Source organism: Erwinia papayae, assembly GCF_058241465.1.
In genome coordinates, this window is the sequence record NZ_JBZCHT010000013.1 from 592,749 (window position 1) to 617,758 (window position 25,010).

General features: G+C 53.8%; 22 protein-coding genes and 1 pseudogene. 5 read left to right on the forward strand and 18 right to left on the reverse strand.

Features of this window, described 5'->3' with window-relative positions; translation table 11 throughout:
- Window positions 1-45 precede the first annotated feature (45 nt).
- The 3 genes and pseudogenes from AC3RPL_RS18905 to AC3RPL_RS18915 form a co-directional block, all read right to left on the reverse strand.
- Window positions 46-705: a DUF2931 family protein gene (locus AC3RPL_RS18905; protein ID WP_490741143.1), complete on the reverse strand. Its 660-nt coding sequence runs from the start codon at window positions 703-705 to the stop codon at window positions 46-48.
- A complete protein-coding gene (locus AC3RPL_RS18910) occupies window positions 696-2,561 on the reverse strand; it encodes a type VI secretion system family protein (protein WP_490741145.1) in 1,866 nt (621 codons plus the stop codon). The genes AC3RPL_RS18905 and AC3RPL_RS18910 overlap by 10 nt, the downstream gene beginning before the upstream one ends.
- Before the next feature lie 67 nt (window positions 2,562-2,628).
- Window positions 2,629-2,823 (reverse strand): annotated as a pseudogene (locus AC3RPL_RS18915) (recombinase family protein); the annotation flags it as partial.
- On the opposite strand from AC3RPL_RS18915, the gene AC3RPL_RS18920 reads away from it, so the two are divergent.
- On the forward strand, window positions 2,749-2,907 hold the full coding sequence (locus AC3RPL_RS18920) for a hypothetical protein (RefSeq protein ID WP_490741146.1): 159 nt from the start codon (window positions 2,749-2,751) through the stop codon (window positions 2,905-2,907). The pseudogene AC3RPL_RS18915 and the gene AC3RPL_RS18920 sit on opposite strands and share 75 nt — an antisense overlap.
- Window positions 2,908-3,060: 153 nt before the next feature.
- On the opposite strand, the gene wecG is transcribed toward AC3RPL_RS18920, so the two are convergent.
- The 12 genes from wecG to trxA all read right to left on the reverse strand — a co-directional run bounded on the left by wecG (window position 3,061) and on the right by trxA (window position 16,213).
- The gene (gene wecG / locus AC3RPL_RS18925) at window positions 3,061-3,801 is read right to left on the reverse strand and encodes a lipopolysaccharide N-acetylmannosaminouronosyltransferase (protein ID WP_490741147.1); all 741 of its coding nucleotides are present in this window, start codon (window positions 3,799-3,801) and stop codon (window positions 3,061-3,063) included.
- A gap of 38 nt (window positions 3,802-3,839) precedes the next feature.
- Entirely contained in the window at window positions 3,840-5,186 is a 1,347-nt protein-coding gene (wzyE, locus tag AC3RPL_RS18930; RefSeq protein WP_490741148.1) for an ECA oligosaccharide polymerase, read from the reverse strand.
- Window positions 5,183-6,247, reverse strand: coding sequence for a TDP-N-acetylfucosamine:lipid II N-acetylfucosaminyltransferase (gene wecF / locus AC3RPL_RS18935; RefSeq protein ID WP_490741149.1), 1,065 nt, complete (start codon window positions 6,245-6,247; stop codon window positions 5,183-5,185). Before wecF ends, wzyE begins: the two co-directional genes overlap by 4 nt.
- Entirely contained in the window at window positions 6,244-7,494 is a 1,251-nt protein-coding gene (gene wzxE / locus AC3RPL_RS18940) for a lipid III flippase WzxE (protein WP_490741150.1), read from the reverse strand. Before wzxE ends, wecF begins: the two co-directional genes overlap by 4 nt.
- A 1-nt stretch (window position 7,495) precedes the next feature.
- Window positions 7,496-8,626 (reverse strand): dTDP-4-amino-4,6-dideoxygalactose transaminase, encoded by a 1,131-nt coding sequence (rffA, locus tag AC3RPL_RS18945; protein WP_490741151.1) that lies wholly within the window; start codon window positions 8,624-8,626, stop codon window positions 7,496-7,498.
- 4 nt (window positions 8,627-8,630) lie between these two features.
- The gene (gene rffC, locus AC3RPL_RS18950; RefSeq protein ID WP_490741152.1) at window positions 8,631-9,350 is read right to left on the reverse strand and encodes a dTDP-4-amino-4,6-dideoxy-D-galactose acyltransferase; all 720 of its coding nucleotides are present in this window, start codon (window positions 9,348-9,350) and stop codon (window positions 8,631-8,633) included.
- Window positions 9,347-10,609, reverse strand: a complete 1,263-nt coding sequence (gene wecC, locus AC3RPL_RS18955; RefSeq protein ID WP_490741153.1) for a UDP-N-acetyl-D-mannosamine dehydrogenase — start codon at window positions 10,607-10,609, stop codon at window positions 9,347-9,349. The genes rffC and wecC overlap by 4 nt, the downstream gene beginning before the upstream one ends.
- The gene (wecB, locus tag AC3RPL_RS18960) at window positions 10,606-11,736 is read right to left on the reverse strand and encodes a non-hydrolyzing UDP-N-acetylglucosamine 2-epimerase (protein ID WP_490741154.1); all 1,131 of its coding nucleotides are present in this window, start codon (window positions 11,734-11,736) and stop codon (window positions 10,606-10,608) included. Before wecB ends, wecC begins: the two co-directional genes overlap by 4 nt.
- A 50-nt stretch (window positions 11,737-11,786) precedes the next feature.
- Entirely contained in the window at window positions 11,787-12,815 is a 1,029-nt protein-coding gene (wzzE, locus tag AC3RPL_RS18965) for an ECA polysaccharide chain length modulation protein (RefSeq protein ID WP_261644000.1), read from the reverse strand.
- A gap of 42 nt (window positions 12,816-12,857) precedes the next feature.
- Complete coding sequence (gene wecA, locus AC3RPL_RS18970; protein WP_490741155.1) at window positions 12,858-13,937, reverse strand: UDP-N-acetylglucosamine--undecaprenyl-phosphate N-acetylglucosaminephosphotransferase; 1,080 nt, start codon at window positions 13,935-13,937, stop codon at window positions 12,858-12,860.
- Window positions 13,938-14,232: 295 nt separating this feature from the next.
- On the reverse strand, window positions 14,233-15,492 hold the full coding sequence (rho, locus tag AC3RPL_RS18975; protein ID WP_016192346.1) for a transcription termination factor Rho: 1,260 nt from the start codon (window positions 15,490-15,492) through the stop codon (window positions 14,233-14,235).
- 388 nt (window positions 15,493-15,880) lie between these two features.
- Entirely contained in the window at window positions 15,881-16,213 is a 333-nt protein-coding gene (trxA, locus tag AC3RPL_RS18980; protein ID WP_034938960.1) for a thioredoxin TrxA, read from the reverse strand.
- A 117-nt stretch (window positions 16,214-16,330) separates the two neighbouring features.
- Between trxA and rhlB the strand changes: the two genes are divergently transcribed.
- Together rhlB and gppA are read left to right on the forward strand one after the other, a co-directional pair.
- Window positions 16,331-17,623 (forward strand): ATP-dependent RNA helicase RhlB, encoded by a 1,293-nt coding sequence (gene rhlB / locus AC3RPL_RS18985; RefSeq protein WP_490741156.1) that lies wholly within the window; start codon window positions 16,331-16,333, stop codon window positions 17,621-17,623.
- Window positions 17,624-17,629: 6 nt separating this feature from the next.
- Complete coding sequence (gene gppA / locus AC3RPL_RS18990) at window positions 17,630-19,114, forward strand: guanosine-5'-triphosphate,3'-diphosphate diphosphatase (protein ID WP_490741157.1); 1,485 nt, start codon at window positions 17,630-17,632, stop codon at window positions 19,112-19,114.
- Between the two features lie 35 nt (window positions 19,115-19,149).
- Here the strand turns inward: gppA and AC3RPL_RS18995 are convergent, their stop codons facing one another.
- The 3 genes from AC3RPL_RS18995 to rep all read right to left on the reverse strand — a co-directional run bounded on the left by AC3RPL_RS18995 (window position 19,150) and on the right by rep (window position 23,185).
- Window positions 19,150-20,379 carry a pectate lyase family protein gene (locus tag AC3RPL_RS18995; protein WP_490741158.1) on the reverse strand — a complete coding sequence of 410 codons (1,230 nt, stop codon included), beginning with the start codon at window positions 20,377-20,379 and terminating at the stop codon, window positions 19,150-19,152.
- 91 nt (window positions 20,380-20,470) lie between these two features.
- A complete protein-coding gene (locus tag AC3RPL_RS19000; RefSeq protein WP_490741159.1) occupies window positions 20,471-20,890 on the reverse strand; it encodes a hypothetical protein in 420 nt (139 codons plus the stop codon).
- A gap of 270 nt (window positions 20,891-21,160) precedes the next feature.
- A complete protein-coding gene (gene rep, locus AC3RPL_RS19005; RefSeq protein ID WP_034938965.1) occupies window positions 21,161-23,185 on the reverse strand; it encodes a DNA helicase Rep in 2,025 nt (674 codons plus the stop codon).
- A gap of 89 nt (window positions 23,186-23,274) precedes the next feature.
- On the opposite strand from rep, the gene ppiC reads away from it, so the two are divergent.
- The gene (gene ppiC, locus AC3RPL_RS19010; protein ID WP_034938966.1) at window positions 23,275-23,556 is read left to right on the forward strand and encodes a peptidylprolyl isomerase PpiC; all 282 of its coding nucleotides are present in this window, start codon (window positions 23,275-23,277) and stop codon (window positions 23,554-23,556) included.
- A gap of 293 nt (window positions 23,557-23,849) precedes the next feature.
- Window positions 23,850-24,974, forward strand: coding sequence for an amidohydrolase (locus AC3RPL_RS19015; RefSeq protein ID WP_490741160.1), 1,125 nt, complete (start codon window positions 23,850-23,852; stop codon window positions 24,972-24,974).
- Window positions 24,975-25,010: the final 36 nt, after the last annotated feature.

Below are 25,010 nucleotides of genomic sequence, written 5' to 3' on the forward strand. Positions count from 1 at the left end.
GCCCTGAAGCATCGTAAGAAAATCCCTCAGGGCTTGAGGAGTTGCTTACCAATTACCGTAAGGATATTTTTTCCCTTTGATAAAATCCTCAGTCTCTTTTCCGTACTCATAGCCTCTGGAAAACCGCGTTACCCCTTTGCAAATATCTAATTTATCCCCTGACAGGGTTTTCAGAATCGACGGAGTGACGCGATAATTAGGCTCAACTCCTATGCCCTGTAGCCAGACAACCACCTTTCCTTCCGGTGCCAGACCAATTTGCACTCTGTCGTAATACGCCGTTCTTCCCCGATAATCCTTGAACTCACTCGGCCTGCGCATTTTTTCCAGATCGGGTTTAGGGATCGTCAGATGGGTTTCATACACTTTTTTATCGATAATCGAGTCCCAGCAAAAAATAATATGTCTGGGAGGTTGCTTAACATGATTCCAGTGGCCGTTAAGCGTCCGGGCGTTATCGTTCCATTCGCCGACAATACCGTTAAGTGCTTTTGTGCTGTCGAGAGTATTAAACTCATAAACAGTACCATCAGCATCCTGAACAACGGCGAATGTCACTACTGCTGGCAGTGCCCTGGGCGTGAAAAAATTAAACCACCACTCTTTCGGCACATCGCTATGAGCGGCGGTAGCGGGCAAAGTTTTCCCCTGACAGGCCGCCAGTGCCAGTAATGGAAGAAGACAGGCCACACGAATTATTTCCATATTTTATTCCCCTCCATATCGTAAACCGTCCGCTGCCAGCGCTCGTCCGGCCGGTGGGTGAACGTCACCAGCTTCGCCGGTTTGACCGCTCCGCTGATAATACCCTCGCCGTTCCGCGCCACGCTGTTCCAGTTGGCTGAGCAATGGATATATTTTTCGGCCAGCATCAGAATTTCTGGCGTGGTAAAGCCGGGGGCAGACTGACCACTTCTTATGGCACGGCCCATCACTATCGCTTTTTCACACAGGCTGTTCAGCTCTGGCCGGAGTGACAGATTGTCGTCTTTAGGTAAAATAGGGGAAAATTCTACTCCGGCATCCTGCGCCGCATCGAGCATCACCCGCAGCACCACCTTCGACCAGTCGTTATGCGTTGGGCGGTCAATCACCAGCGCGGCTCCGCTGCGCTTTTGCAACGTACCGTAGCGGTCAGCGGGCATTCTGTCGTCATGCCAGGTATCGGCGCTCACCTTCACCGCGCTCAGCAATGGCGCTATCGCCGGGTAGCCGTCCATCGCTTTAAGCTGTGCACAGGTCTGCCCGTAAATCCGCGTTTCCGTATCCGGGGTGGAAAGCGGCACCGTTTCAAACTCCGGCCGGGTCAGGAAGCAGGCTTCGTGCTCCTCAGGGTTGTAGCCGCCGCCAATGTCGGAGTGCGCACCGGGCAGAGCCAGCTCCGGCCACGCCGGTTTCACGCTGTTCAGCGCGAAGTTAAACCGGCATTCGTGCTGCGCGGTAATATGGAACACCTTCTCCGCCACGCCCGGACGCAGCACCAGATTCACATCCCCGCTATCGGCGCTGTGCGGGTTAAGCCCGTTAACCAGCGTCCCGATAGCGGCTACGGTATCGAATATCCCCAGAAAGCGGGTTTTACCTCCCGGCGTACCTGAGAACTCGACATCACCCAACCCGGACTTGATGGCCGCAATAATGCCGCGATCCTGACTCAATACCCGGTTGGCAAAGTGCCGCGCCGCCGCCGCGCCCCGGCTGAAGCCGAATATATCAAACTGTAGTTCCCTGACGAGCCCCACATCGGTTTCAGATGGCTTGGCTAAATAGGTTTTGATAGCCGTAGCCAGTGCAGCCACCGCCTTATCGGTTTTTCTCACCACCCCGGTATCACCCCGGCCTGTTCCCATCCCGTAAGTGCTGTCGCCAGCCCCGTCTTCTGTACCGATACCTTCAATATAAATGGCGTTTTGCCTTTGTTCAGCATTAGAGAGAAAATCAGTAGAGTAGAGCGTATTGAGCCAGTGCACATTACTGTAGTAGCCGGTATAGCTGCCGGCGGCGGTGCCGCTTACCCCTCTGTTCAGCCGGACACACTGCTCTAACGCAGACGTAGATTCTGCATCATTCATCCCGTAATGTTCACCGGAACAGGCGGCCTGACGGTCTGCACTGTTATGCGCATTGTTGCCGGTGCCATCAAAGAACACCCCGATGGTCAGCGTGATTTCCCGTTTTTTCTTCGCGCCCTGTGCTCGTTGTTCAGGTTCTGACTGCTGCGCTTTTTTCCTCGCAGCCTCTGCCGCCCGTCCTGCGTTGCAATCTCTCTCATAAGTGTGTGTCTCGACGGAAGCGATAAACCGGGCACGGCACGGACAGGAACTGTAACTGTCCAGTGAACCCGCCCACTCCTTCAGCACTCCGCCCACCTCGTAGGTATCGCCCATCCCGCCGCACACGCGGAAACGTCCTTCATGCTTACCGCAGGTCACCGGGTCGCCCTCCCTGACCTGCTGACGCTCGATGCCGCCGATTTCGTAGGTGTCGTCAGCTGCGCCGCAAAGAATCCGGCCACCGCAGGTGGTTTTATCCAGGTGATACAAAAAGAATCCCGTTGTCATAATCCCTCATGAATACAGTGGTTATAAAATCAGCGCATCATACCTTAATCCTGACTTAACCAAAATTTCAGGCTTCTGATTGTCGGTACAGTGCCTGGATACGGCGGAGTTGCGAAGGTCTGTAGCCCGTCGCGTTTGCGGTTTGCGGATAGTGTTTTTTTACCTGCCGGTAGTACAGGACTTTCTGATGCCGCTCCTGATCGGCCTGTTTTCCCCGATATTTCCCCAGCGCATACGCCCGTTCAATTTCCTGTTGATGGCGTTAGCCACGGATCAGCCTGCGAAGAATTTTTATCTGCCAGCAACTGCTGTCGCAGTTGTCCTCTTCAAGCTGGGAGCGCATTAATCTGACAGGCAATCATAGTTGGAAAAGCAACCGGATACCGGTTTCCGGCAACTTTCATCGCCTGAAACCAGCCAAAACCGAAAGGCCAAAAACAGTCCTGACGAACAATAATTCCGATATCCAAACTGCCCCCTTTTACATTGGAAATAAAAGTTACAGCTCGCCACGCCAGTGATAGTTAAGGTATTTCAGCAGCCGGAGCTGACGCCGTAAACGCGAGGGCTGCGAAATCAGTCGATATAACCACTCCAGCCCCATTTTCTGCCAGATTTTGGGCGCACGCTTTACATGGCCGGTGAAAACATCATAGGTGCCGCCAACCCCCATATACAGCGCCTGCGGATAAACGGCCTTACAGTCACGCATTAACACTTCCTGACGCGGTGAACCCATCGCCACCGTGACAATCTTTGCGCCGCTTGCAGCAATGCGCGCAAACAGTGCCTCGCTTTCCACCGGGGTGAAATACCCATCCTGTACGCCGACAATATTCACATTCCACTGTCGGCGCAGCTTATCTGCGGTCTGATTCAGTATTGCAGGCTTGCCACCGACCAAAAAAACAGGCGTGCCTTCCCGCCCGGCTCGCTCCATCAACGCTTGCCATAAATCAGCACCGGCAATACGCGATACTCGGGCACCCGCATACTTTTTGCGGATGGAGCGCACGATACTGATGCCGTCGGGATATTTGTACTCTGCCGCCGCAATCAACTGTTGAATCTCCGGCTGGCTCTCGGCGGTCAGCACTTTTTCGGCATTAATCGCCACCAGCGTACCGGTTCTAACCGTCCCTTCCTGACAGAGATAGTCCAGCATCCCGGCCATGTCGCTGAATCCCAGCAGGGTAATGCCACGGATCTGATACTGCGGCACAATAGAGGGGATATCCATTGCAGGTTCCTTAAGGTCAATGACTCTGAATCTGACAATCAGCTCTGCACAGGGACAGAAACCGTCATTTTACGGCCGCGGATCAGGCCTGCGCTGTCCAGCAGCCAAAAAATCAGCTTGGCTACCACCACCGCCGCGACAAAAATCAGGCAGAAGAACACCACGCGAGAAGCAAACGCATCCAGCCCCTCACGCGCCAGCACAATAATGTTAAACACCGCGCCAAAGCAGAAACTTTGCAGCACCGCGGCCTTATAACGACTGCTTTCACGCTGGCCCTGCTGATACAGCCAGTCGAACCATTTAATGATCATGCCAACGGCTACCGCGCCCAGAGGAATAAACCACACGCCGCCCATCACCACCAGCGAGCCAATCAGCGTCGGGGAGATCGCTAGGCCAGAGTGGTTATTCAGCACTTCCCAGGTGAAATAGTTGGCGCTATTCAGCACGATGGAGGGCCTTCCCGGCCACAGCCAGCCAGGAATAAAGACGTAAAAATCCCGCACCACTGGCGCGAGTCCCTGGAAATCAATCCGGTGATAATTTTGTAACAGCAGCCCCAGGTTTTCCCACGGCGAAAAGGTATCCCGCGTCAGATAAAGAAAGGTGTAAAAAGCCTCATCGCCGCTGACGTCAAGGTTATAGCGTCTCAGCGCCAGCCAGAACATGCCCGCCACGCCTGCCACGCCCGCCGCTGCCAGCATCCAGAGCGTGATCCAACCGCGAATAATGCCAATAAACAGAAACAGGGCGAAGGCGATAATGATATTGGCCCGCGTGCCACCCACAATCACGTAGGTCAACAGACCAAATGCCACCGTCGCCACCAGAAAGAACAGCCAGCGACGCAGGCTCTGATTGAGGAAATAGACCACTAACATCGCCGGGATAAAGAAATAGAAAAAGCGTTTGAGGGCGACGCCGGAGACGTCAGCCGAGAATATCTGGCTGTAACTGTGCAGTTTGAACAGCAAAAAACCGTTATGCAGAAAGAACACCAGCACCGTACCGAGCGCAATCAGCGCGAGGATCCCCCAGGTGAGATGCGCCTCGACGCGATTGATGGTGAAGATCTGGCGGGAAGGCCGATGGTTGTCCGACCGCAGGCGGGTCTTGTAGCTGACATAATAGATGGCATAAAAGCAGGTGGCAGACAGCATCGCCTGAAGCAGATACTCCGCAGGCACCACCTCGACGTTAAAGCGTGACACTAACAGCGCAGTGAACGGAAAGCCGAAGTAAAAAGTCAGCAGAAACAGCAGCGAGAAGAAAACGTTAAAGTTAAAACGCACCCGGCGAAATTCACGCCAGGTGAGCGTCAGTATCATCCCCAGCGACAGCAGCCAGACCATCAGCAGCCCTGCAAACTGCGATAACATCATGCCGTTTCTCCTTCGATCAGCATCAACGCCTTTTGCCAGCCAGCCACGTATGCCGGATCAAAGAAGGCTATCGAAGATTTGTCCAGCAGCTGCATCTGCCGTCGCGCTTCATCCACCACGGCGGCGTCTAGCGGATCGCCGGCAAACAGTACCGGAACCTGCTGCGCGGTCAGATCCTGCCAGAATGGATTTTTGCGATTGATGACAAAGGGAATATTGGCCTGAATAAGCAGGCACAGCGTGCCAATACCCTGCTGGCGTTCAAAAATGAAATAGCCTAAATCGCAGCGGGAAATCAGCTGGAGGTAGGCCGGGAAATCAAGCTTTTCATGGAGAAGGTGCACGCGGCCCTCGGCAAAGAGTGCCTTCCCTGCCTGCGCGATCTCCCGGATATAAGCGGCGTTATTTTCCGGATAACCCAGTGGGACTATCACCTCCACCTCATCGCCAAACTGCTGATGAATGTCATGCAGCGCCTGAATATGACGGTTACTGCTGTCCCCGGAGTTACCCACGAGGATGGTGAAGCGCTGGTTTCCGGACATCGTCGGCACAGCTACCTGCGCCATACGGGTCGGGAAGTAGAGCAAAGAGGCCGGGACAGACGGATTACGCTGTCGGAAATAACTGATATCTCCCTGCGTGGCGAAGATATGCCCCACCCGCCGCTGAGCCAGCCTGCGCATCAGATAGAACAGGCGGAATTTCAGACCAGCGGCCTGTTCATACAGGTCGGCCCCCCAGATATGCCACCAGACCTGCGACCTGCGCAACCGACCGGTCAGCATCGCCAGCCATAACGTCGGGTTAAACTGCCCGTGAAAGAAAAAGCGCGTGCTGCGGTCAGCAGAGGCCATCACTGTCACCGCCTGTGCTATGGCTTGCTTGTCAGCAAAGGTGCGCACCGCCAGATTGCGCCATTCGCTGGCTTCACCCACCACCCAGAACTGACGGCGCACAGAACAGGGCGCAGCTTCGAACAGTATGTCGTTAAAAAACCTCAACACCGTCAGATTATGGTGAGGAATGGCAGAGCCGAGCACATGAATGATGGTTGTCATACTTGTCTGCGCCAGATAAAAAAGGCACCCACACAGAGTGCAAAATAAGTGATATAGCAGGCCATATAGGCCTGCGCTGCGCCGGTGGCACCGTGCAGTGGGATCAGCCAGCGCGCAAATAACGTCAGCAGTAAAAACTGGCTGACCTCGGTCAGAATGTAAAAACGCAGCGACGCTTTGGCGATCACCAGGTATCCGAAAATATACGATCCGACTTTGAACACATCACCGGTCAGCTGCCAGACGAACAGGTCACGCATCCCCGTGAACTTGCTGGAAAACAGCAACCAGATGGCCAGATCGCGCAGTAGCCAGACCGTCAGACTGACCGCCATCACCGTCGGAAGCACAAAGCGTAACGCGCGAAAAATCTCCTGCGAGAGGGCCTGCCTGCTGGTCAGTCTGGAGAGCGTTGGTAGCAGATATACGCTGAAGGAGGCGGTAATAAATTGCAGGTAAGCATCGGAGATGCTGGTCACGCCCTGCCACAGGCCAACCTGCTCCCAGCCATCATGCTCTGCCAGCAGGTTACGCATCATTATCCACGCCACCGGCAGCGTCACCGAGGTGATCAAGGCCATCAGGGTGAATTTACTGAGGTTACGGGCGATGTCCCCATGCCATACCGGTCGGAGAAAACGCAGCGGCAGATGGTCACGCTTCGCCAGAATCATCGCCGCAGGCAAGACAACCAACGCCGGAACCAGTGCCATACCCACCAGCGCACCGCTGTATCCACCAAGCCAGTAGCAAACAAACCACGCGACCACGCCTGCCAGGCTGCCGGAAATCAATGCCAGCGCGTTGCCCCGTGCATCGCGGAACCCCTTGATGATCGCCAGCATCAGATTAGCCCAGGCAATGCCCATCTGGAGAAAGGCCACCACGCGCACCACGTTCTGATATTCACCACGGGCAAACAACCCGATACTGACTTGCTTCGCGAAAAGCAGGAAAAACACGCCGAGCGCGAGAGAGAAAACCAGCACCATTGCTGACGCGGTGCCGGTAACCGCCTGTAATCGCGCCGGCTGCTGCTGATATTCCGCGATGTATTTCGTTACACCGTTGAAGATACCCGCCCCGGCCAGCACGCCCAGCACGGTGATGAGCTGGCGGAAATTACCCGCCTGTCCGACACCGCCGGGGCCAAACGACACCGCCAGCATTTTCACCACCAGCAATCCGGCAGCAATTTTTACCAGCGTGGACGCTGCCGTCCACACCGAAGCCTTTGCCAGTGACATATCAGGAAAAATAGCTCAGCAGAGAGTTGATCACCGTCTGCTGATTGTTGTCAGACAGGTTGTAAAACAGCGGCAGACGCAGCAGGCGCTCGCTCTCTGACTGCGTGTAGCGGTCATCACCGTGAAAACGACCGAAACGCTCTCCGGCGGGGGAAGCATGTAGCGGAATGTAATGGAACACCGCCAGGATTTCCGCCTCTTTCAGCCAGGCGATCAGCGCCGTGCGATCATCGTTATCGCGCAGCTTGATATAGAACATATGGGCGTTGTGCTGGCAAGCTGGCGGCAGGGATGGCAGCGATATTCTGCCGCTGGCCGCTACCGGTTGCAGCGCAGTAAAGTAGTGCTGCCACAGGCGCAGGCGTTGATCGTTAATTCGCTTCGCCGCCTCAAGCTGCGCCCAGAGGTATGCCGCCTGCAAATCGGCCATCAGATAACTGGAGCCGATATCCCGCCAGGTATATTTATCCACCTGCCCGCGAAAGAACTGGCTGCGGTTAGTCCCTTTTTCACGGATAATTTCTGCCCGCTCGACCAACGCAGGATCGTTGATTAGCGTCGCGCCGCCTTCGCCACCTGCGGTGTAGTTTTTGGTTTCGTGAAAGCTGAAGCAGCCGATATGGCCAATGGTGCCCAGCGCTTTGCTTTTGTAAGTGGACATCACGCCCTGCGCGGCATCTTCGATCACCCATAGCTTGTATTTCTCTGCCAGCGCCATAATGACGTCCATTTCGCACCCGACACCCGCATAATGAACCGGCACAATCGCGCGGGTTTTGTCGGTGATCGCCGCTTCTATCAGCCGTTCGTCAATGTTGAGCGTATCCGGACGGATATCCACAAAGACAATGGTCGCGCCGCGCAGCACAAAGGCATTGGCAGTGGAAACAAAGGTGTAGCTGGGCATAATCACTTCGTCACCCGGCTGGATGTTAATCAGGATGGCGGCCATCTCCAGCGACGCGGTACAGGAGGGCGTTAACAGCACCTTTTTGCTGCCGAATTTATTTTCCATCCATTGCTGACAGCGGCGGGTAAAGCCTCCGTCACCGCACAGCTTGCCACTGCCCATCGCAGACTGCATGTATTCAAGCTCGCTACCGACTATCGGTGGGGCGTTAAACGGGATCATAAGGTTACCTGTAAAGCCAGTAAGCGGTACGTTCAATCACGCCACCGCAACGAAGATAAAGCCGTAGCGCAGGCAGGTTGCCCAGTTGGGTTGCCACATGCAGGCGCGTCAGACGGCGGGCGCGGCACCAGTCAACGGCCGCCGCAACCATTCTCTGCCCGACGCCCAGCCCCTGCGCTTCGGGGAGGGTTGCCAGCAGGCCAATACGCGCACTGCCATCTGACAATTCGCGCAGGGAGACGAAACCCTGCAAATCACCCTGCTCACTAACGGCCAGCAGGCATTGGTGGTCGAAGCTGCCCAGCACCGCGTTCTCCACCCACTGCGCATAGAAGCGGCTGCTGTCGCCCGGCTGATACCAGGGCTGTCGGAAACGACTGTGGGCAAAGGCACCGCTTGCGGCTTCACGCAGTGGCGCAATGTGCTCTTTTTTAGCGATGCGGATCCCCTCCGGCCTGCCGCCCGTGCCGATACCCAACACCAGCTCGGCTTCGCCTTCAACCAGACGGAAGCCCAGTTTATGCAGCGCATCAAGCTCCGCCGTCTGCTGGAAAAGGACTTTAACCTGCACCAGTCCCCAGGCCTGCAACTGCGCTTCATCAAGGGGGGGCTGATGCGTATCCAGGCTGAGAAGCGCGCTGTTTTGCGCAAAAAAGGCATTTTCCCAGCCAAGCGGCGTGAGTCGCCCCTTGATTGCCTGCAATGGCTGGCCTGTCAGACTCACTGCCAGACCCCTTTGGTGTCGACAATCCAGTGAGATTTGACGCGGTTGTTGTCCACCGCCCTGAATACGGCGTGATCGACCAGCATCACCAGCACATCTGCCTGTTGTAAAGCGTCATCCAGTGATACCAGCCGGGCTTTACCCGGCAGCGCGTCAGGCAGCTGATGGATATGGGGCTCCACCACCAGCGTATCTCCCTGATGCCAGTTCGCGATCAGACCGGTTACTTCCATTGCCGGGCTTTCACGCAGATCGTCGATGTTCGGTTTGAATGCCAGGCCAAAGCAGGCAATGGTCAGCTCGCTGGGACGTTTATCGCTGGTCAGCAGGCACTCTGCTACGGTCTTTTTCACCTGTTCCAGCACCCAGTGCGGCCTGGCATCGTTCACCTCACGCGCCGTACGGATTAAGCGGGCCTCGTCGGGGTTTTGCGCCACGATAAACCAGGGATCGACAGCGATGCAGTGCCCCCCAACGCCAGGTCCTGGCTGGAGAATATTGACGCGGGGATGGCGGTTGGCCAGCGCGATTAGCTCCCAGACGTTGATCCGCTGTTCGGTGCAAATCAGTGACAGTTCATTGGCAAAGGCGATGTTGACATCCCGAAAGCTGTTTTCCGTCAGCTTGCACATCTCGGCGGTGCGTGAGTTGGTCACCACACATTCGCCCTCAAGGAAAATATCGTACAGCGCGCAGGCTTTTTGCGAACTGGTGGCGGTCATGCCGCCGATCACCCGGTCGTTTTTAAACAGCTCAATCATCACCTTGCCCGGTAATACCCGTTCCGGGCAGTAGGCAATATGGATATCAGCCTGCTCACCGGCCTGCTGGGGGAAGGTTAAGTCGCTGCGCGCTGATGCCAGCCAGGCGGCCATCTGCTCCGTGGCCCCCACCGGAGAGGTGGATTCGAGGATCACCAGATCCCCTTTTTTCAACACCGGCGCAATCGACTCCGCAGCCGCTTTTACAAAGGATAAATCGGGCTGATGCCCTTCCTGAAAGGGGGTTGGCACAGCAATCAGAAAGGCATCTGCCGGTTCAGGTTGGGTTGCTGCCCGCAACCAGCCCTGCTCCACAGCCGTTTTCACCACCCTGTCGAGGTCAGGTTCGATGATGTGAATCTCGCCGCGATTGATGGTGTCAACTGCGTGAGCATTGATATCGATGCCGATCACCGATTTTTGCCGTGAAGCGAAAGCGGCAGCGGTGGGCAGGCCAATATAGCCCAGCCCGATTACAGATATGGTATTGAAAATCATAACGAAACCCGATTATTTTTGAGTGCCTGCACGATACGTTCGCAGGCCAGGCCGTCGCCATAGGGGTTATGGGCACGGCTCATGGATTGGTACGCTTCTTCATCCGTCAGCAGGCGTGTCACCTCACTGACAATTTTTTTGACATCGGTGCCCACCAGCTTCACCGTGCCCGCCTCAACGGCTTCCGGGCGTTCGGTGGTGTCGCGCATCACCAGCACAGGTTTGCCCAGTGATGGCGCTTCTTCCTGAATACCGCCGGAATCGGTGAGGATCAGCCAGGAACGCACCATCAGGTAAACAAATGGCAGATACTCCTGTGGTTCGATCAACACGATGTTATCAATGCCGCTAAGAATGCGGTTAACCGGCTCACTGACGTTAGGATTGAGATGGACCGGATAGACGATTTGAGCATCCGGATGCAGGCGGGCAATCTCCGCCAGCGCACTACAGATACGTTCAAAGCCACCGCCAAAACTCTCACGCCGGTGTCCGGTGACAAGGACCATCTTTTTATCCGCATACAGAAACGGATAGCGTGTCGCCAGGCTATTTCTCAATCCATCATCACTCAGCACCCGGTCACGAACCCAAAACAGCGCATCAATGACCGTGTTGCCGGTGACAAACATGCGCGTGGCGGACAGGTTCTCCCGCAGCAGATTCTGCCGGGCCGTTTCCGTTGGCGTAAAGTGGTAAGACGCCAGATGACCGGTCAGAGTGCGGTTCGCCTCCTCTGGCCACGGCGAATAGAGATCTCCGGTACGCAGGCCCGCTTCCACATGTCCTACCGGAATCCGGTGATAGAACGCAGCCAGACTGGCGGCCAGCGTGGTGGTGGTATCGCCATGCACCAGCACCACGTCAGGAGTGAATTCAGTAAAAACGGCTTTCAACCCTTCAAGAATACGGCTGGCAATCTCAGTCAGCCCCTGACCAGGACGCATGATATTGAGATCGTAATCCGGGACGATGGCAAACAGCTGTAACACCTGGTCCAGCATCTCACGATGCTGTGCCGTCACGCACAGGCGTGCTTCTATCTCACTGTCCTGAGCGAGTGCGTGAACCAGCGGGGCCATTTTTATCGCTTCCGGGCGCGTGCCGAATACCGTTAATACTTTCACTGTTACTCTCTTCCCTTTATCTGTTGTGGTCACGCCAGGCTTACCAGCGTTCAATCCCGGCGCCGACGCACCAGCGCAGTCCCTGCTCCGGTCAGGGCGCCCACTGCACCCCACATAATCATTAAAAACAGCCGACGAGGGCTGTCGCGGTTCACTGGCTCTTCCGGCGTCCGCAAATAGCGCCAGGTCTGGAAAGTCGCCACCCGCGACGGGCCGGCATCAAGGGTATTCAGCATGGCTTTGTTTTGATCATAGTCCAGTTCGTAGCCGGGTCCGCTGGCCTGAAGACTCTCCAGACGAGCCTGCAACATGGCACGCCCCAGTAAAAACAACTCAGAATCGGGCAGCTGTTCAGAAGGTGTGTTTGTTTTTGCCTGTTCAAAACCCTGCTGCTGGGCGATTTTTAACGCCTGTTGTACGCTGTTCAGCTGGCGATCGTAGATGGCTTTCGCCACCGCTTCCTGCCTTTTAACCTGTGCCTGTAATTGCGCAGTCTTTGCCGCCCAACCGCCAGCCAGTTCCTCATTCAGATGAGAAGCTGCCCGTTGATTAGCAAATGCCACATACTGTCGCAGTAATGTGTTGGCGTCTGACGCAGTTTCCGCCAGCAGTTTAACCGTGTCATTGAGATTTTTTGCCGCATCCGCTGGCTGATACTGAATGTTGCCGATTAACTCATCGAGGCGTGCCGCGTCCTTGCCGACGTTACCGGTCTGGCGCTTTTGGTAATAATCACTCTGTAACCAGAACTCACGGCGCGTGTCATATGACGAGAGTTGCATGACAAATTCCCGGTAAGCTTCATCGGTCACCGACGGCGGCACAAAGGTACTGCTGCTGTTTCGTACATCCAGATTGTTAAGAAACTGCTGCTGGGTATAAAAGTCTCCCAGCATATTGACCGTTGGCCGATCGGTGATCGCCGTGGTGCTCCACTGTGGCGTCACCAGCAAGGACCAGATATAAGCCAGCAGCGCAAACAGCAGCATGCCACCGACAATCCAGCGTTTGCCACGCCATAAGGTGCAGCAAAGTCCACGGATATCCAGTTCGTTATCAGCAACGTCAGGACGGGTCATACTTCATATTCCTTGTTTTCAGGGTATTAAGTGTGTTCACGGCTACCTGGCCCTGCGCAGCCGTCTTTTTACTCTTTTAATCAATCTCGCCACGCGCCATGCGCGCTTTATGCAGTAGCCATAAAGCATAAACGCCAGTAAGTAGAGCACCAGCATCGACCACTCGGGGACAAAGCTGAGAGATTCTCCCAGCACCCCGATGCCCGCCAGCAGCGCAGCCGCAAGGGTTATCAGGAAGCAGGCCTGTCTGGAAGTGAACCCGGCACGCATGATCAAATGATGAATATGCTGACGATCGGCAGAGAAAGGGCTCATCCCTTTACTCAGACGGCGGTACATAATAGCCACCATGTCCATCAACGGGATGGCAATCAGCCACAACGCGGTGACCGGGGTGATGGGATGATACTGACCCTGGGTTGCCTCCAGCAGGATCCAGATGATGGTGAAGCCAATCAGCGTGCTGCCGGCATCCCCCATAAAAACTTTATAACGGCCACCAAACGCGCCAAAATTCAGCAGGATGTAGGGCACAATGGCGGCGATCATGGCAAAACACCACATCGCCAGGCTTTGCTGGCCGTCCAGCAGCAGAATGATGCCCATCGCCAGAAAGGTGACGCAGGACAGACCGCCCAACAGGCCATCAATACCGTCAACCATGTTGAAGGCGTTAATGGCGGCCCAGACCGCAAACAGAGTCAGTACATAACCAAACGGGCCGACCACCAGTTCCCAGGGGCCAAAAATATAGCCAAGACTGAGCAAATAAAGTTTGCCCGCTGTCATCATGACCACGGCGATGGCCGCCTGTACAAAGGCGCGAATTTTTACACTGATATCGAAACGGTCGTCCAGCGCACCGACCAGAACCAGCACACCGGCACAACCCAGATAAAGCAGGAAGTGAGGGATGTAATAATTGGTGATAACCGACCCGAAACAGATTCCGGCAAAAACAGAGATACCCCCCACCAGAGGAATGACACCCTGGTGGCGCTTGCGATAATTGGGTTTATCCACCAGACCAACACTTTTGGCCACTTTACGGGCGAAGAAAAGAAAAACCAGTGAAAACAAAAAAATTAAAGCAAGCTCAGTACTCATATTGAGTAAATTCACATTAAACAGCTCTCTGCTAAGAATCTCGCGTAGTTATAAGCAATTTATATGCCATTAACAGCGGCTAAACTCTGATTTCCGTCTTGCTTCAGTAAAAAATGCAGCGTCCGGCTGTATTTCATCCTGAGTTGCACCTTTTATGTGATTCTCCAGTGCCTAATCGTATAGCTGACAAAAGAAAAACGCCACGTTTACGCGTGGCGTTCTACGGGTTTTACTGCTGGTGCCCGTGTATTTAAACTTCAGAGAGAAAGTAATACGGGCTGCGCCCTTCACCTTCTGGCAGCGACAATACTCAGGAACGCTTCATCATATCGAAGAATTCGTCATTGGTTTTGGTCATCGCCAGCTTGTTAATGAGGAACTCCATTGCGTCAATTTCACCCATCGGATGAATGATTTTGCGCAGGATCCACATTTTTTGCAGCTCTTCTGAACTGGTAAGCAGCTCTTCTTTACGGGTACCAGAACGGTTGTAATCGATCGCCGGGAAGACACGCTTCTCAGCGATTTTACGCGCCAGATGCAGCTCCATGTTGCCCGTACCTTTAAATTCTTCGTAGATGACTTCGTCCATCTTCGAACCGGTATCCACCAGCGCCGTCGCGATGATAGTCAGGCTACCACCCTCTTCCACGTTACGCGCAGCACCGAAGAAGCGTTTTGGACGATGTAAGGCGTTAGCATCCACACCACCAGTCAGAACCTTACCGGAAGCCGGTACAACGGTGTTGTAAGCACGCGCCAGACGAGTGATTGAGTCAAGCAGGATGATGACATCTTTCTTATGCTCAACCAGACGTTTAGCCTTTTCAATCACCATTTCAGCAACCTGCACATGGCGGGAAGCAGGTTCGTCAAAGGTCGAGGCGATGACTTCACCCTTCACCAGACGCTGCATTTCGGTCACTTCTTCCGGGCGCTCATCGATCAGCAGCACCATCAGCACACAGTCAGGATGATTGTAGGCAATGCTCTGCGCGATATTTTGCAGCAGCATGGTTTTACCCGCTTTTGGCGGTGCCACGATCAAACCACGCTGACCACGACCGATTGGTGAAGCCAGGTCCAGTACGCGAGCGGTTAAATCTTCGGTAGAACCATTACCACGCTCCATCCGCAGGCGCGAATTAGCATGCAGTGGCGTCAGGTTTTCAAACAGAATTTTGCTGCGGGCATTTTCTGGTTTGTCGTAGTTAACTTCGTTAACTTTCAGCAGGGCAAAATAACGCTCACCCTCTTTTGGCGGACGGATTTTACCAGAAATGGTGTCACCCGTGCGGAGGTTAAAGCGGCGAATCTGGCTGGGAGAAACATAGATATCATCAGGACCGGCGAGGTAGGAGCTGTCAGCAGAGCGGAGGAATCCAAATCCATCCTGCAATATCTCCAGTACGCCATCACCGAAGATATCTTCGCCACTTTTTGCATGTTGTTTGAGGATGGCGAAAATAATGTCCTGCTTACGCATACGCGCCAGGTTTTCCAGCCCCATGTTTTCGCCGAGGGTAATCAGGTCAGAAACCGGCGTATTTTTTAATTCGGTAAGATTCATAATGGTGGGTTCTTAAACTCGGGGTAAATCTCGAAATGTTTGTTGTAAGTGGTATGGCAAAAAATCCATGCCTGCTAATGGCTTTCTTGTCAAAGTCCCGACGATGACGTACAGGAAAACGTGCATCAGAAACGAGGAGACGGTAACAGACAAGAGGCCGAAATACTGATGATACTAACCGCCAGGTTGTTGGGTATCTGTAAATATCAGGGTGTATACAGTGTCCAACAAGGAGCATATCTAAGATTCAAATACAGGTAAGTTCTTCGTGCAGTGTGATTCAAATTAGCATGTCTGATGCTAAACGTCCAGGGTTGTTCTAAAAATATACCGGAGGCCGGACGGATGAGGCGTATCAGTACCCACCGTCAGCCGCCGGAAAGGCTGTTTAGCCCAGATTCGCGTTCAGAAACTCTTTAAGCTGGCCCTTGGAAAGCGCACCAACTTTCGTTGCCACCACTTCACCATTTTTAAAAAGCAGCAAAGTTGGAATACCGCGAATACCATACTTAGGCGCAGTGCCTGGGTTTTCGTCAATATTCAGCTTGGCGATTGTCAACCTGCCGTCGTATTCTTCAGCGACTTCATTAAGAATGGGGGCGATCATTTTGCATGGGCCACACCACTCCGCCCAGAAGTCGACCAGCGTCAAACCCTCTGCTTTCAGTACGTCGGTTTCAAAGCTGTCGTCGGTCAGATGGACAATTTTATCGCTGCTCATGTCTTACTCCAAAAGATTATGCCTGGCTGGTTGGCGTAAAATATGCCAACAGAGTTTGGTTTTATTTCACCGGATACGCTTTCGTAAAGCAATAGTAAGCTGATATTCTACCACACTATGAGCAAAACACACTTAACCGAACAGAAGTTTTCCGACTTCGCCCTGCACCCAAAGGTTGTTGAAGCCCTTGAAAATAAAGGCTTTCACTATTGCACGCCTATTCAGGCGCTGGCATTACCTTTTACGCTCTCCGGGCGTGATATCGCGGGACAGGCGCAAACCGGTACTGGCAAAACGATGGCGTTTCTGACGTCAACGTTTCATCATCTTCTTTCTCACCCTGCGCCGGACGGCCGCCAGGTGAATCAGCCACGTGCGTTAATTCTGGCACCAACACGTGAGCTTGCCGTGCAGATCCATGCTGATGCTGAACCGCTGGCACAGGCAACGGGCCTGAATCTCGGGCTGGCTTACGGCGGCGACGGCTATGATAAACAGCTGAAAGTGCTGGAAAGCGGCGTTGATATTCTGATCGGCACGACCGGCAGGCTGATCGACTATGCCAAACAGAATCACGTCAATTTAGGCGCCATCCAGGTTGTAGTGCTCGATGAAGCTGACCGGATGTTTGATCTTGGCTTTATTAAAGATATTCGCTGGCTGTTTCGTCGTATGCCTGCGGCTAATCAGCGTCTGAATATGCTGTTTTCTGCCACCCTCTCCTTCCGCGTGCGCGAACTGGCGTTCGAAAATATGAATAACGCCGAATACGTGGAAGTCGAACCCGAGCAAAAAACCGGGCATCGTATTAAAGAAGAGCTTTTTTATCCTTCTAATGAAGAGAAAATGCGGCTGCTACAAACGTTGCTGGAAGAAGAGTGGCCAGACCGCGCCATTATTTTTGCTAATACCAAGCACCGCTGTGAGGATATCTGGGGCCATCTGGCAGCCGACGGTCATCGGGTTGGTCTGCTAACCGGTGATGTGGCACAGAAGAAGCGCCTGCGTATCCTGGATGATTTTACTAAAGGTGACGTGGATATTCTGGTTGCAACTGACGTTGCGGCGCGGGGTCTGCATATCCCGGCAGTAACCCATGTGTTTAACTACGATCTGCCTGATGATCGCGAAGACTATGTGCATCGTATTGGTCGTACCGGACGAGCTGGTGCCAACGGGCACTCAATCAGCCTGGCTTGCGAAGAGTACGCACTGAACCTGCCAGCAATTGAAGAGTACATCGGCCACAGTATTAGTGTGAGCCGCTACAACAGTGATGCGCTGATGACCGATCTGCCTCCGCCAAAGCGTCTGACGCGAAATCGCTCTGGCAACGGTCCTCGTCGTGGCGGTAATAATAATCGCCGCAGCGGTGCGCCTCGCAACACCAACCGCAAACGTTCAGGTTAAACAGCTATGCCAGGCGCATCATCGCTTTATGCTGCGATAGATTTAGGGTCTAACAGCTTTCATATGTTGGTGGTGCGCGAAGTGGCAGGCAATGTCCAGACCCTGGCACGCATCAAGCGCAAAGTACGACTGGCGGCGGGCCTCGACGGCAATCATCAGCTGTCAGAAGAGGCGATGGAGCGAGGCTGGCAGTGCCTGCGTTTGTTCTCAGAACAATTACAGGATATCCCACCAGAGCGGGTCCGCGTCGTTGCCACAGCGACGCTGCGTATTGCCACCAACGCCGATACTTTTTTGCAAAAAGCCCGACAAATTCTTAACTGTCCGGTAAACGTCATCAGCGGCGAGGAAGAAGCACGTCTGATTTATCAGGGCGTGGCGCACACCACCGGTGGCCCTGATAAACGTCTGGTGGTAGATATCGGCGGCGGCAGCACAGAGCTGGTTACCGGCAGCGGTTCACAGACCACCACGCTGCTGAGTCTGCCAATGGGCTGCGTCACCTGGCTGGAACGCTACTTTGGCAATCGTCACCTGACCAGAGACAATTTCGCTCAGGCGGAAAATGCCGCCCGTGAGCAAATTCGCCCGGTAGTCGACCAGCTACGTGAGCAGGGATGGGAGGTGTGCGTTGGGGCTTCCGGCACGGTGCAGGCGCTACAGGAGATTATGATTGCGCAGGGCATGGATGAGCGTATCACACTGAATAAACTGCAACAGCTTAAGCTGCGCGCTATTCAGTGTGGCAAGCTGGAAGAGCTGGAAATTGAAGGACTGACGCTGGAACGTGCGCTGGTTTTCCCCAGCGGTCTGTCGATTTTGATCGCCATCTTTACCGAGCTGTCGATCACCACCATGACGCTGGCGGGCGGGGCACTACGTGAAGGCCTGGTGTACGGGATGCTGAATCTGCCAACAGACCACGATATCCGTGGCCGTACGCTGCATAATATCCAGCGTCGTTTCAGTATTGACGCTGAGCAGGCCGATCGCGTACGCCTGCTGGCAGAAAGCTTTGCACAGCAGGTCAGCAACAGCTGGCAACTGGACGAACGCTGTCGCGAGTTACTCGACAGTGCTTGTCTGATCCATGAAATCGGCCTCAGCGTTGATTTCAGACAGGCCCCGCAACACGCCGCCTATCTTATCCGTCATCTTGATCTTCCCGGTTTTACTCCAGCCCAGAAAAAACTGTTGGCAACGCTGTTACAAAATCAGGCCAACAGCATCGATCTGGCATTATTCAGCCAGCAAAACACGCTGCCATCGAAAACGGCGGAAAGACTATGTTGCTTACTGCGGCTGGCCATCATCCTCGCCAGCCGTCGTCGTGATGACACGCTGCCCGTGGTTAAACTGCATACCAACGGTGATGCGCTCGAGCTGACACTGCCCGCTGGCTGGCTGGATTCACATCCCTTAAGGGCTGAACTGCTTGAGCAGGAGTATCACTGGCAGAGCTATGTCCAGCAGCAGCTGACCATTCATTAAATCCGTGCAGGCCCGCCTGGCGGGCCGCTCAGAACTTAAGAGGCGAAACTGCCCTTGCCCGCCCCTGCATTAGCCAGGTTATATGCATTGGCCTCTTCAGGTGTCTTTATTGTGCGGCTGTAGTCTGGCACCCAGTCAGTAGTGGCTGAGGTCTGTTTAAAGCTGACATTACTGCCAATATCTTTAAAACCAGCGGCATCACCTTTATCGTCCAGTACGCCAGAGTCACTGCTTTTCGCATTAACATCATAGCCGCCATTAAAATAGTTTGACTGCGAAAGGACCGTGGCATTGGAAGCAATGGTGTAACCCAGATGGAAATTGTTGATGGTGTTGTTGTAGACATCAAATTTCCCCTGACGCATCAAACCAGGCGCACGCACATCCAGATTGTCAAAGACGTTATTAGCAATCGTCATGCGCGGATATCCGCCGTAAGTTTGTTTTGCCGACGCTGAGTCATCCGGCTGACCAAGAATCACGCCGTACTCATTGTCCTTAAATACAGAGTTGCTCAGTGTCACATTGTCTGCCGTACCGCCGACATACAGTAATTTATCCAGCCCGGTGGCATCTTTGTCTTTGGTCCCGGAGAAGGTGTTGTGGTCAATCCAGTATCCTGAGCCATTGCTGATAAAGAGCGGAATATCACCGTTAGCACGATAACGATCGTCATGGGTGAAATTAAGGTTCTGGAACACATCATTACCTGCCGTTTTGTCACTGGCGAGATAGATATTGTGCAATCCGGTCCCTTCCGATGTCCCTTCCAGAGTCTTGTTCGCCCCAAATTTGAGCACGACTTTGTCAGCAGACGACAGATCTTTAGAGAGCTTGATGGTCGTTGGTTCATCGCCTTCCAGACTTTTTTGCAATTCATCCACGGTGGATACCGTCACCACTTTCCCCCCGGCCCCCCCGGTGGTGTTTGCAGCTTTGGCGAAACCTGTCATGCCGGCAAGTCCGGTACTTTTGCTGGAGGAAACCTCTGACGTTGCGCTGGTGGCAGAGACCTTACTGGTCGAGCTGGCGCTGTGAGTCGCATCCGCTGCTGGCGTAGCCGCCACTGACTTTGATGTCGGGGCGCTGACGGTGGTGCTATCTGTTGACGTCTCTTTTGCTGGCGTACTGCCACTGGACGATGTGGTCACAGGTGACGCTGCCAGTGATGTTCCTTTGATTGATGAGGTGTCAGTGGACGTGGAACTGGTTGTGACGGGTGAGGCCGCCAGCGAGGTCTCTTTTACCGGAGAGTTAACGCTCACTGGCGCGGCCGCCAGCGACGTGCCTTTTATACTGTCTGATGACGACGTGCCACTGTTGGTGGCGGGAAGATTATTTGATGGCGAAGCGAATTTAGAAAAATCGATGGGATTGTTTGTACCAGACGTATTCTGTCCACTCCCCCTGCTGCCCGGAACCGCCCAAAGACGAGCCGCTACCCTGCTGCCCACCGCCTGTGCCAGATGATTGATTATTTTGCGACATACGTGAGAGCAGTAGTGGCAACAGTTCACGCAGCAACTGAGCAATCTGGGTTAATGCCGACTGCAAAGTTGGCTGACCCGAGTTCGTTCCCGCAGCACCTGATTGCAAGGCGTCAGGCGATGTGGTTTTGCCATAGGAAATGGGGGAATTTGAAACCGAAGAAAATGAACCACCACCAGCACCATGACAACCCGCTAACGACTGTTTCAGCGGATCCTGGGCCTGGCTGCCCGCGCTTTCAGAAAAAGTCGGCGTGGACAAACCCGTCACTCTGTTTTGAATCATCATAATAAACCCTTACAAGAAGCTGAGATCTGTCCTGATCATTGGTTATGGAGGGGATTGAAGGCCCACAATTATCGCGATGTGGTTTAGGTGGTAGCCTGGGTAATCAGGTTCCCGGTTGTGATAATAAATTGTCGAAATAATCGTCCGGGAAAGGGGGCGGCGGTGATGGCATAACAAAAGGGGCTGGGGCAACAGGAAGTGGCAGTCGGGCCACTGAAAGCAGGTATTTGAGCAATCCTCTGTCAGTGGCCAACCACCCGTTAAAGCAGGTCAGGCGTTATTTTTCGCCTTATCCAGCATCGCCCGCAAGCCAGCGACGCGGCTCTGTCCGGTCTGCATCCGTTCCTGCGCGCTGACAACTTTGCGTTCGGTTTCCCAGCTGAGATCGTCCTGTGGCAACTCCAGTAAAAAACGGCTCGGTTCCGGCCGCACCAGCTCGCCATACTGGCGACGTTCGCGGCACAGGGTAAAGGTCAGCTCTTTTTGTGCTCTGGTGATGCCGACATAGGCAAGACGGCGCTCTTCCTCGACATTATTTTCATCAATGCTGCTCTGGTGAGGCAGCAATCCCTCTTCCATACCGACCAGGTAGACATAGGGAAACTCCAGCCCTTTCGACGCATGTAGCGTCATCAGCTGTACCTGATCGGCCTCTTCATCGCTTTCACCGCGTTCCATCATGTCGCGAAGCGTAAAGCGTGTAACCACCTGCGTCAGCGTCATGGGTTCATCAATATCGCTGCCCTCAAGCATTTCCGTCATCCACTGGAACAGCGTATTAACATTCTTCATGCGCATTTCGGCGGCTTTGGGGCTGGTAGAGGTTTCAAACAGCCAGCTTTCGTAATCGATGCCACGGATCAAATCACGCACTGCGCTGACCGGCTCCCGTTCCGCCAGAACGGCAATCTCACGCAGCCAGACGGTAAAACGCTGTAACGATTCCAGACCCCGCCCGCTTAAGGTTTGCCCTAAGCCCAGATCAAAACTGGCGCTGAACAGGCTCTTGTTGCGTTGCAGCGCCCACTCGCCCAGCTTTTGTAAGGTTGCCGGGCCAATTTCACGCTTCGGCGTGTTAACGATGCGCATAAAAGCGCTGTCGTCGTTCTCATTGGTCAGTACGCGCAGGTAGGCAAGCAGATCTTTTATTTCCGGTCTGGAAAAGAACGACGTGCCGCCAGAAATGCGGTAAGGGATACGGTTCTGCATCAGCATCTTTTCAAAAACACGCGACTGATGGTTACCGCGATAGAGAATGGCGTAATCTTTATAGCCAGTCTTATTGATGAAGTGATGGGCAATCAGCTCGCCGGTGACCCGCTCGGCTTCGTGCTCTTCATGATTGGCGGTCACCACTTTCAGCTCCGCACCGTAGCCCAGCTCTGAAAACAGACGCTTTTCAAAAACGTGTGGATTATTCGCAATCAGAATATTGGCCGCTTTCAGAATCCGCTCAGAGGAGCGGTAATTCTGTTCCAGCTTGATGACCTGTAATGCCGGAAAATCCTCTTTCAGCAGAACCAGGTTTTGCGGTCTTGCACCTCGCCAGGAGTAGATGGATTGATCATCATCCCCCACCACGGTAAACCGCGCACGCGCGCCCACCAGCAATTTCACCAGCTCATACTGGCTGGTATTGGTATCCTGATACTCATCCACCAGCAGATAGCGGATGCGCTGCTGCCAGCGCTCGCGCACCTCGGTATTGCGCTGAAACAACAGTGTAGGCAGCAGGATCAGATCGTCAAAATCCAGGACATTGCAGGATTTGAGATGCCGGTCATAGAGACCATAACAATGGGCAAAGATCTTATCGCGTTCTGAGGTCACCGTGGCGGCAACGCGGGACGGGTCCATCAGATCATTTTTCCAGTTCCCGATGGTTGAAATCAGCTGCTGTAACAGATTCTTGTCATTCTCCAGCCACGGTTCGGTCAGCTCTTTCAGTAATGCCAGCTGGTCCTGGTCGTCAAACAGGGAAAAGTTGGATTTCATCCCCAGCGCCGCATACTCTTTTTTGATAATTTCCAGCCCCAGCGTATGGAAAGTGGAGATCATCAGACCCCGGGCTTCCTTGCGTCCAAGCGTTTGCGCCACGCGCTCTTTCATCTCTCGCGAGGCCTTGTTGGTAAACGTCACCGCAGCAATATGCCGCGCCTGATAGCCACACTCACGGATCAGATGCGCAATTTTATTGGTAATAACACGCGTTTTTCCTGAACCCGCTCCGGCAAGCACCAGACACGGTCCGGTAACAAATTCGACGGCATGTTGCTGCCCAGGATTAAGACGCATAGGGGAAATCACTCAATGAAATGACAGGGGGAAAGAAATCACAGCGTGCTAGTATAGCCAGCCGCATCCCTATGACTCAAGGTACGAACATGGCAAAAACCGCAGCAGCACTCCATATCCTTGTTAAAGAAGAGAAACAGGCGCAGGACATTCTGGCTCAACTGGAGCAGGGCGCTGATTTTGAAAAATTAGCCAAAAAGCACTCCATTTGCCCGTCAGGCAAAAAAGGCGGCCATTTGGGGGAATTCAAGCAGGGGGCGATGGTCCCGGCCTTTGATAAGGTGGTGTTTTCATGCCCACTTATCACGCCTTATGGCCCACTGCATACGCAGTTTGGCTACCACATTATTAAGGTACTGTACCGTAACTGATCAGGCCCTTTTTACGTTGCAGGAAAGTAGCAGGTCATCAACCGGCTGACATTCCTGCAACCTCATATCGGTGGTTAGCCTTTTAAGCCACGATAAACCCGCCCGTTCTCTCCTCCCCTTCTGCTTAATTTATGAACGCCCTCCCTTTCCGCAGCGAAAAATGACCTTTAGGTTTGACCGGCAGGCTTCGGCATATTTATAGTGTTAAACAAGATTAAAAATATAATTTTCAATAAGTTATATTTTATCGCAACGGCCGGATCGCCGTTTTATCTGCACACAAGGAGAGAGTTATGCATCCGCTTCATCAGGCCCTTGCGGCGAGAAAAAGCAGCTGGGTGGCATTCCGTCGTGATCTACACCAGCACCCTGAAATCGGTTTTGATCAGTTTCGCACCCGTGATTTAGTGGCTTCACAGCTTGAAAAAATGGGTTTCAGCATCAGTCATCAACCGGACACCACCGGCGTGATAGCTACGCTCAGGGCGGGTACAGGAGACAAAGTGCTGGCGATACGCGCAGAGATGGATGCGCTGCCGCTACAGGAAGAGAGCGGCAAAGCCTGGAGTAGTAAAACCGCCGGAAAGTTTCACGGTTGTGGTCATGACGGACATGTCGCCATTTTATTATGTGCCGCCGAATATCTGGCAGAGCATCGATCATTTGACGGCACCCTGCATCTGATTTTCCAGCCAGCGGCGGAGCTACTGTATGGTAGCAGAGTGATGCTTGCAGAGGGGCTGTTTGCACAATTCCCCTGTGATGCTGTGTTTGCCCTGCATACCATGCCGGGGCTGTCCGAAGGCGCTTTTCATTTCAGGTCCGGTGCCATGATGGCCTCCTGCGATACCCTGAATATTGAAATAAGCGCCAGCGGCGGCCAGGCCGATGCCTCTCTGACTGCCGCTCAGATCAAAACTTTTATTGTCAGAAAGGCGTCACTCTTCGGGCCGTCCACTATTATCTCCGGCGAAATTCAGTCCGAGGGTAATCCAGGCCAACTTTCACGGCTGAAACTTCGCGTCGGAACGCTTGATCCACAGCGCCGCGAGCAGTTACTGCATCGTATTGAGGATGAGGTACACGCCCAGGCGAAAAAGGTAAACACCACCGCGAGGGTGAGGCACATTAACGGCTGCCCGGTGCTGTTTAATGCTGCTGAGGAGACGGCATTCGCCATCAGTGTTGCCAGAGAACTGGTCGATGAATCCCTGATTTGCACAGATACACCGCCACTGACACGAAGTGAAGACTTCGCTTTTATGCTGGACGAGAATCCGCAAGGGGCGTATCTGATGATCGGTGCAGGAGAAGGCCCGATGCTTCACCACCCTGCTTATGACTTTAATGACGAGTTAATTATTCCTGCGGCAGCCTACTGGTGCCTGCTTGCCCGCCGTTTTCTGGCAACTGCATAAGGGGGGAGAGAAGGAGAGGCAGCTGGCCATCACTGA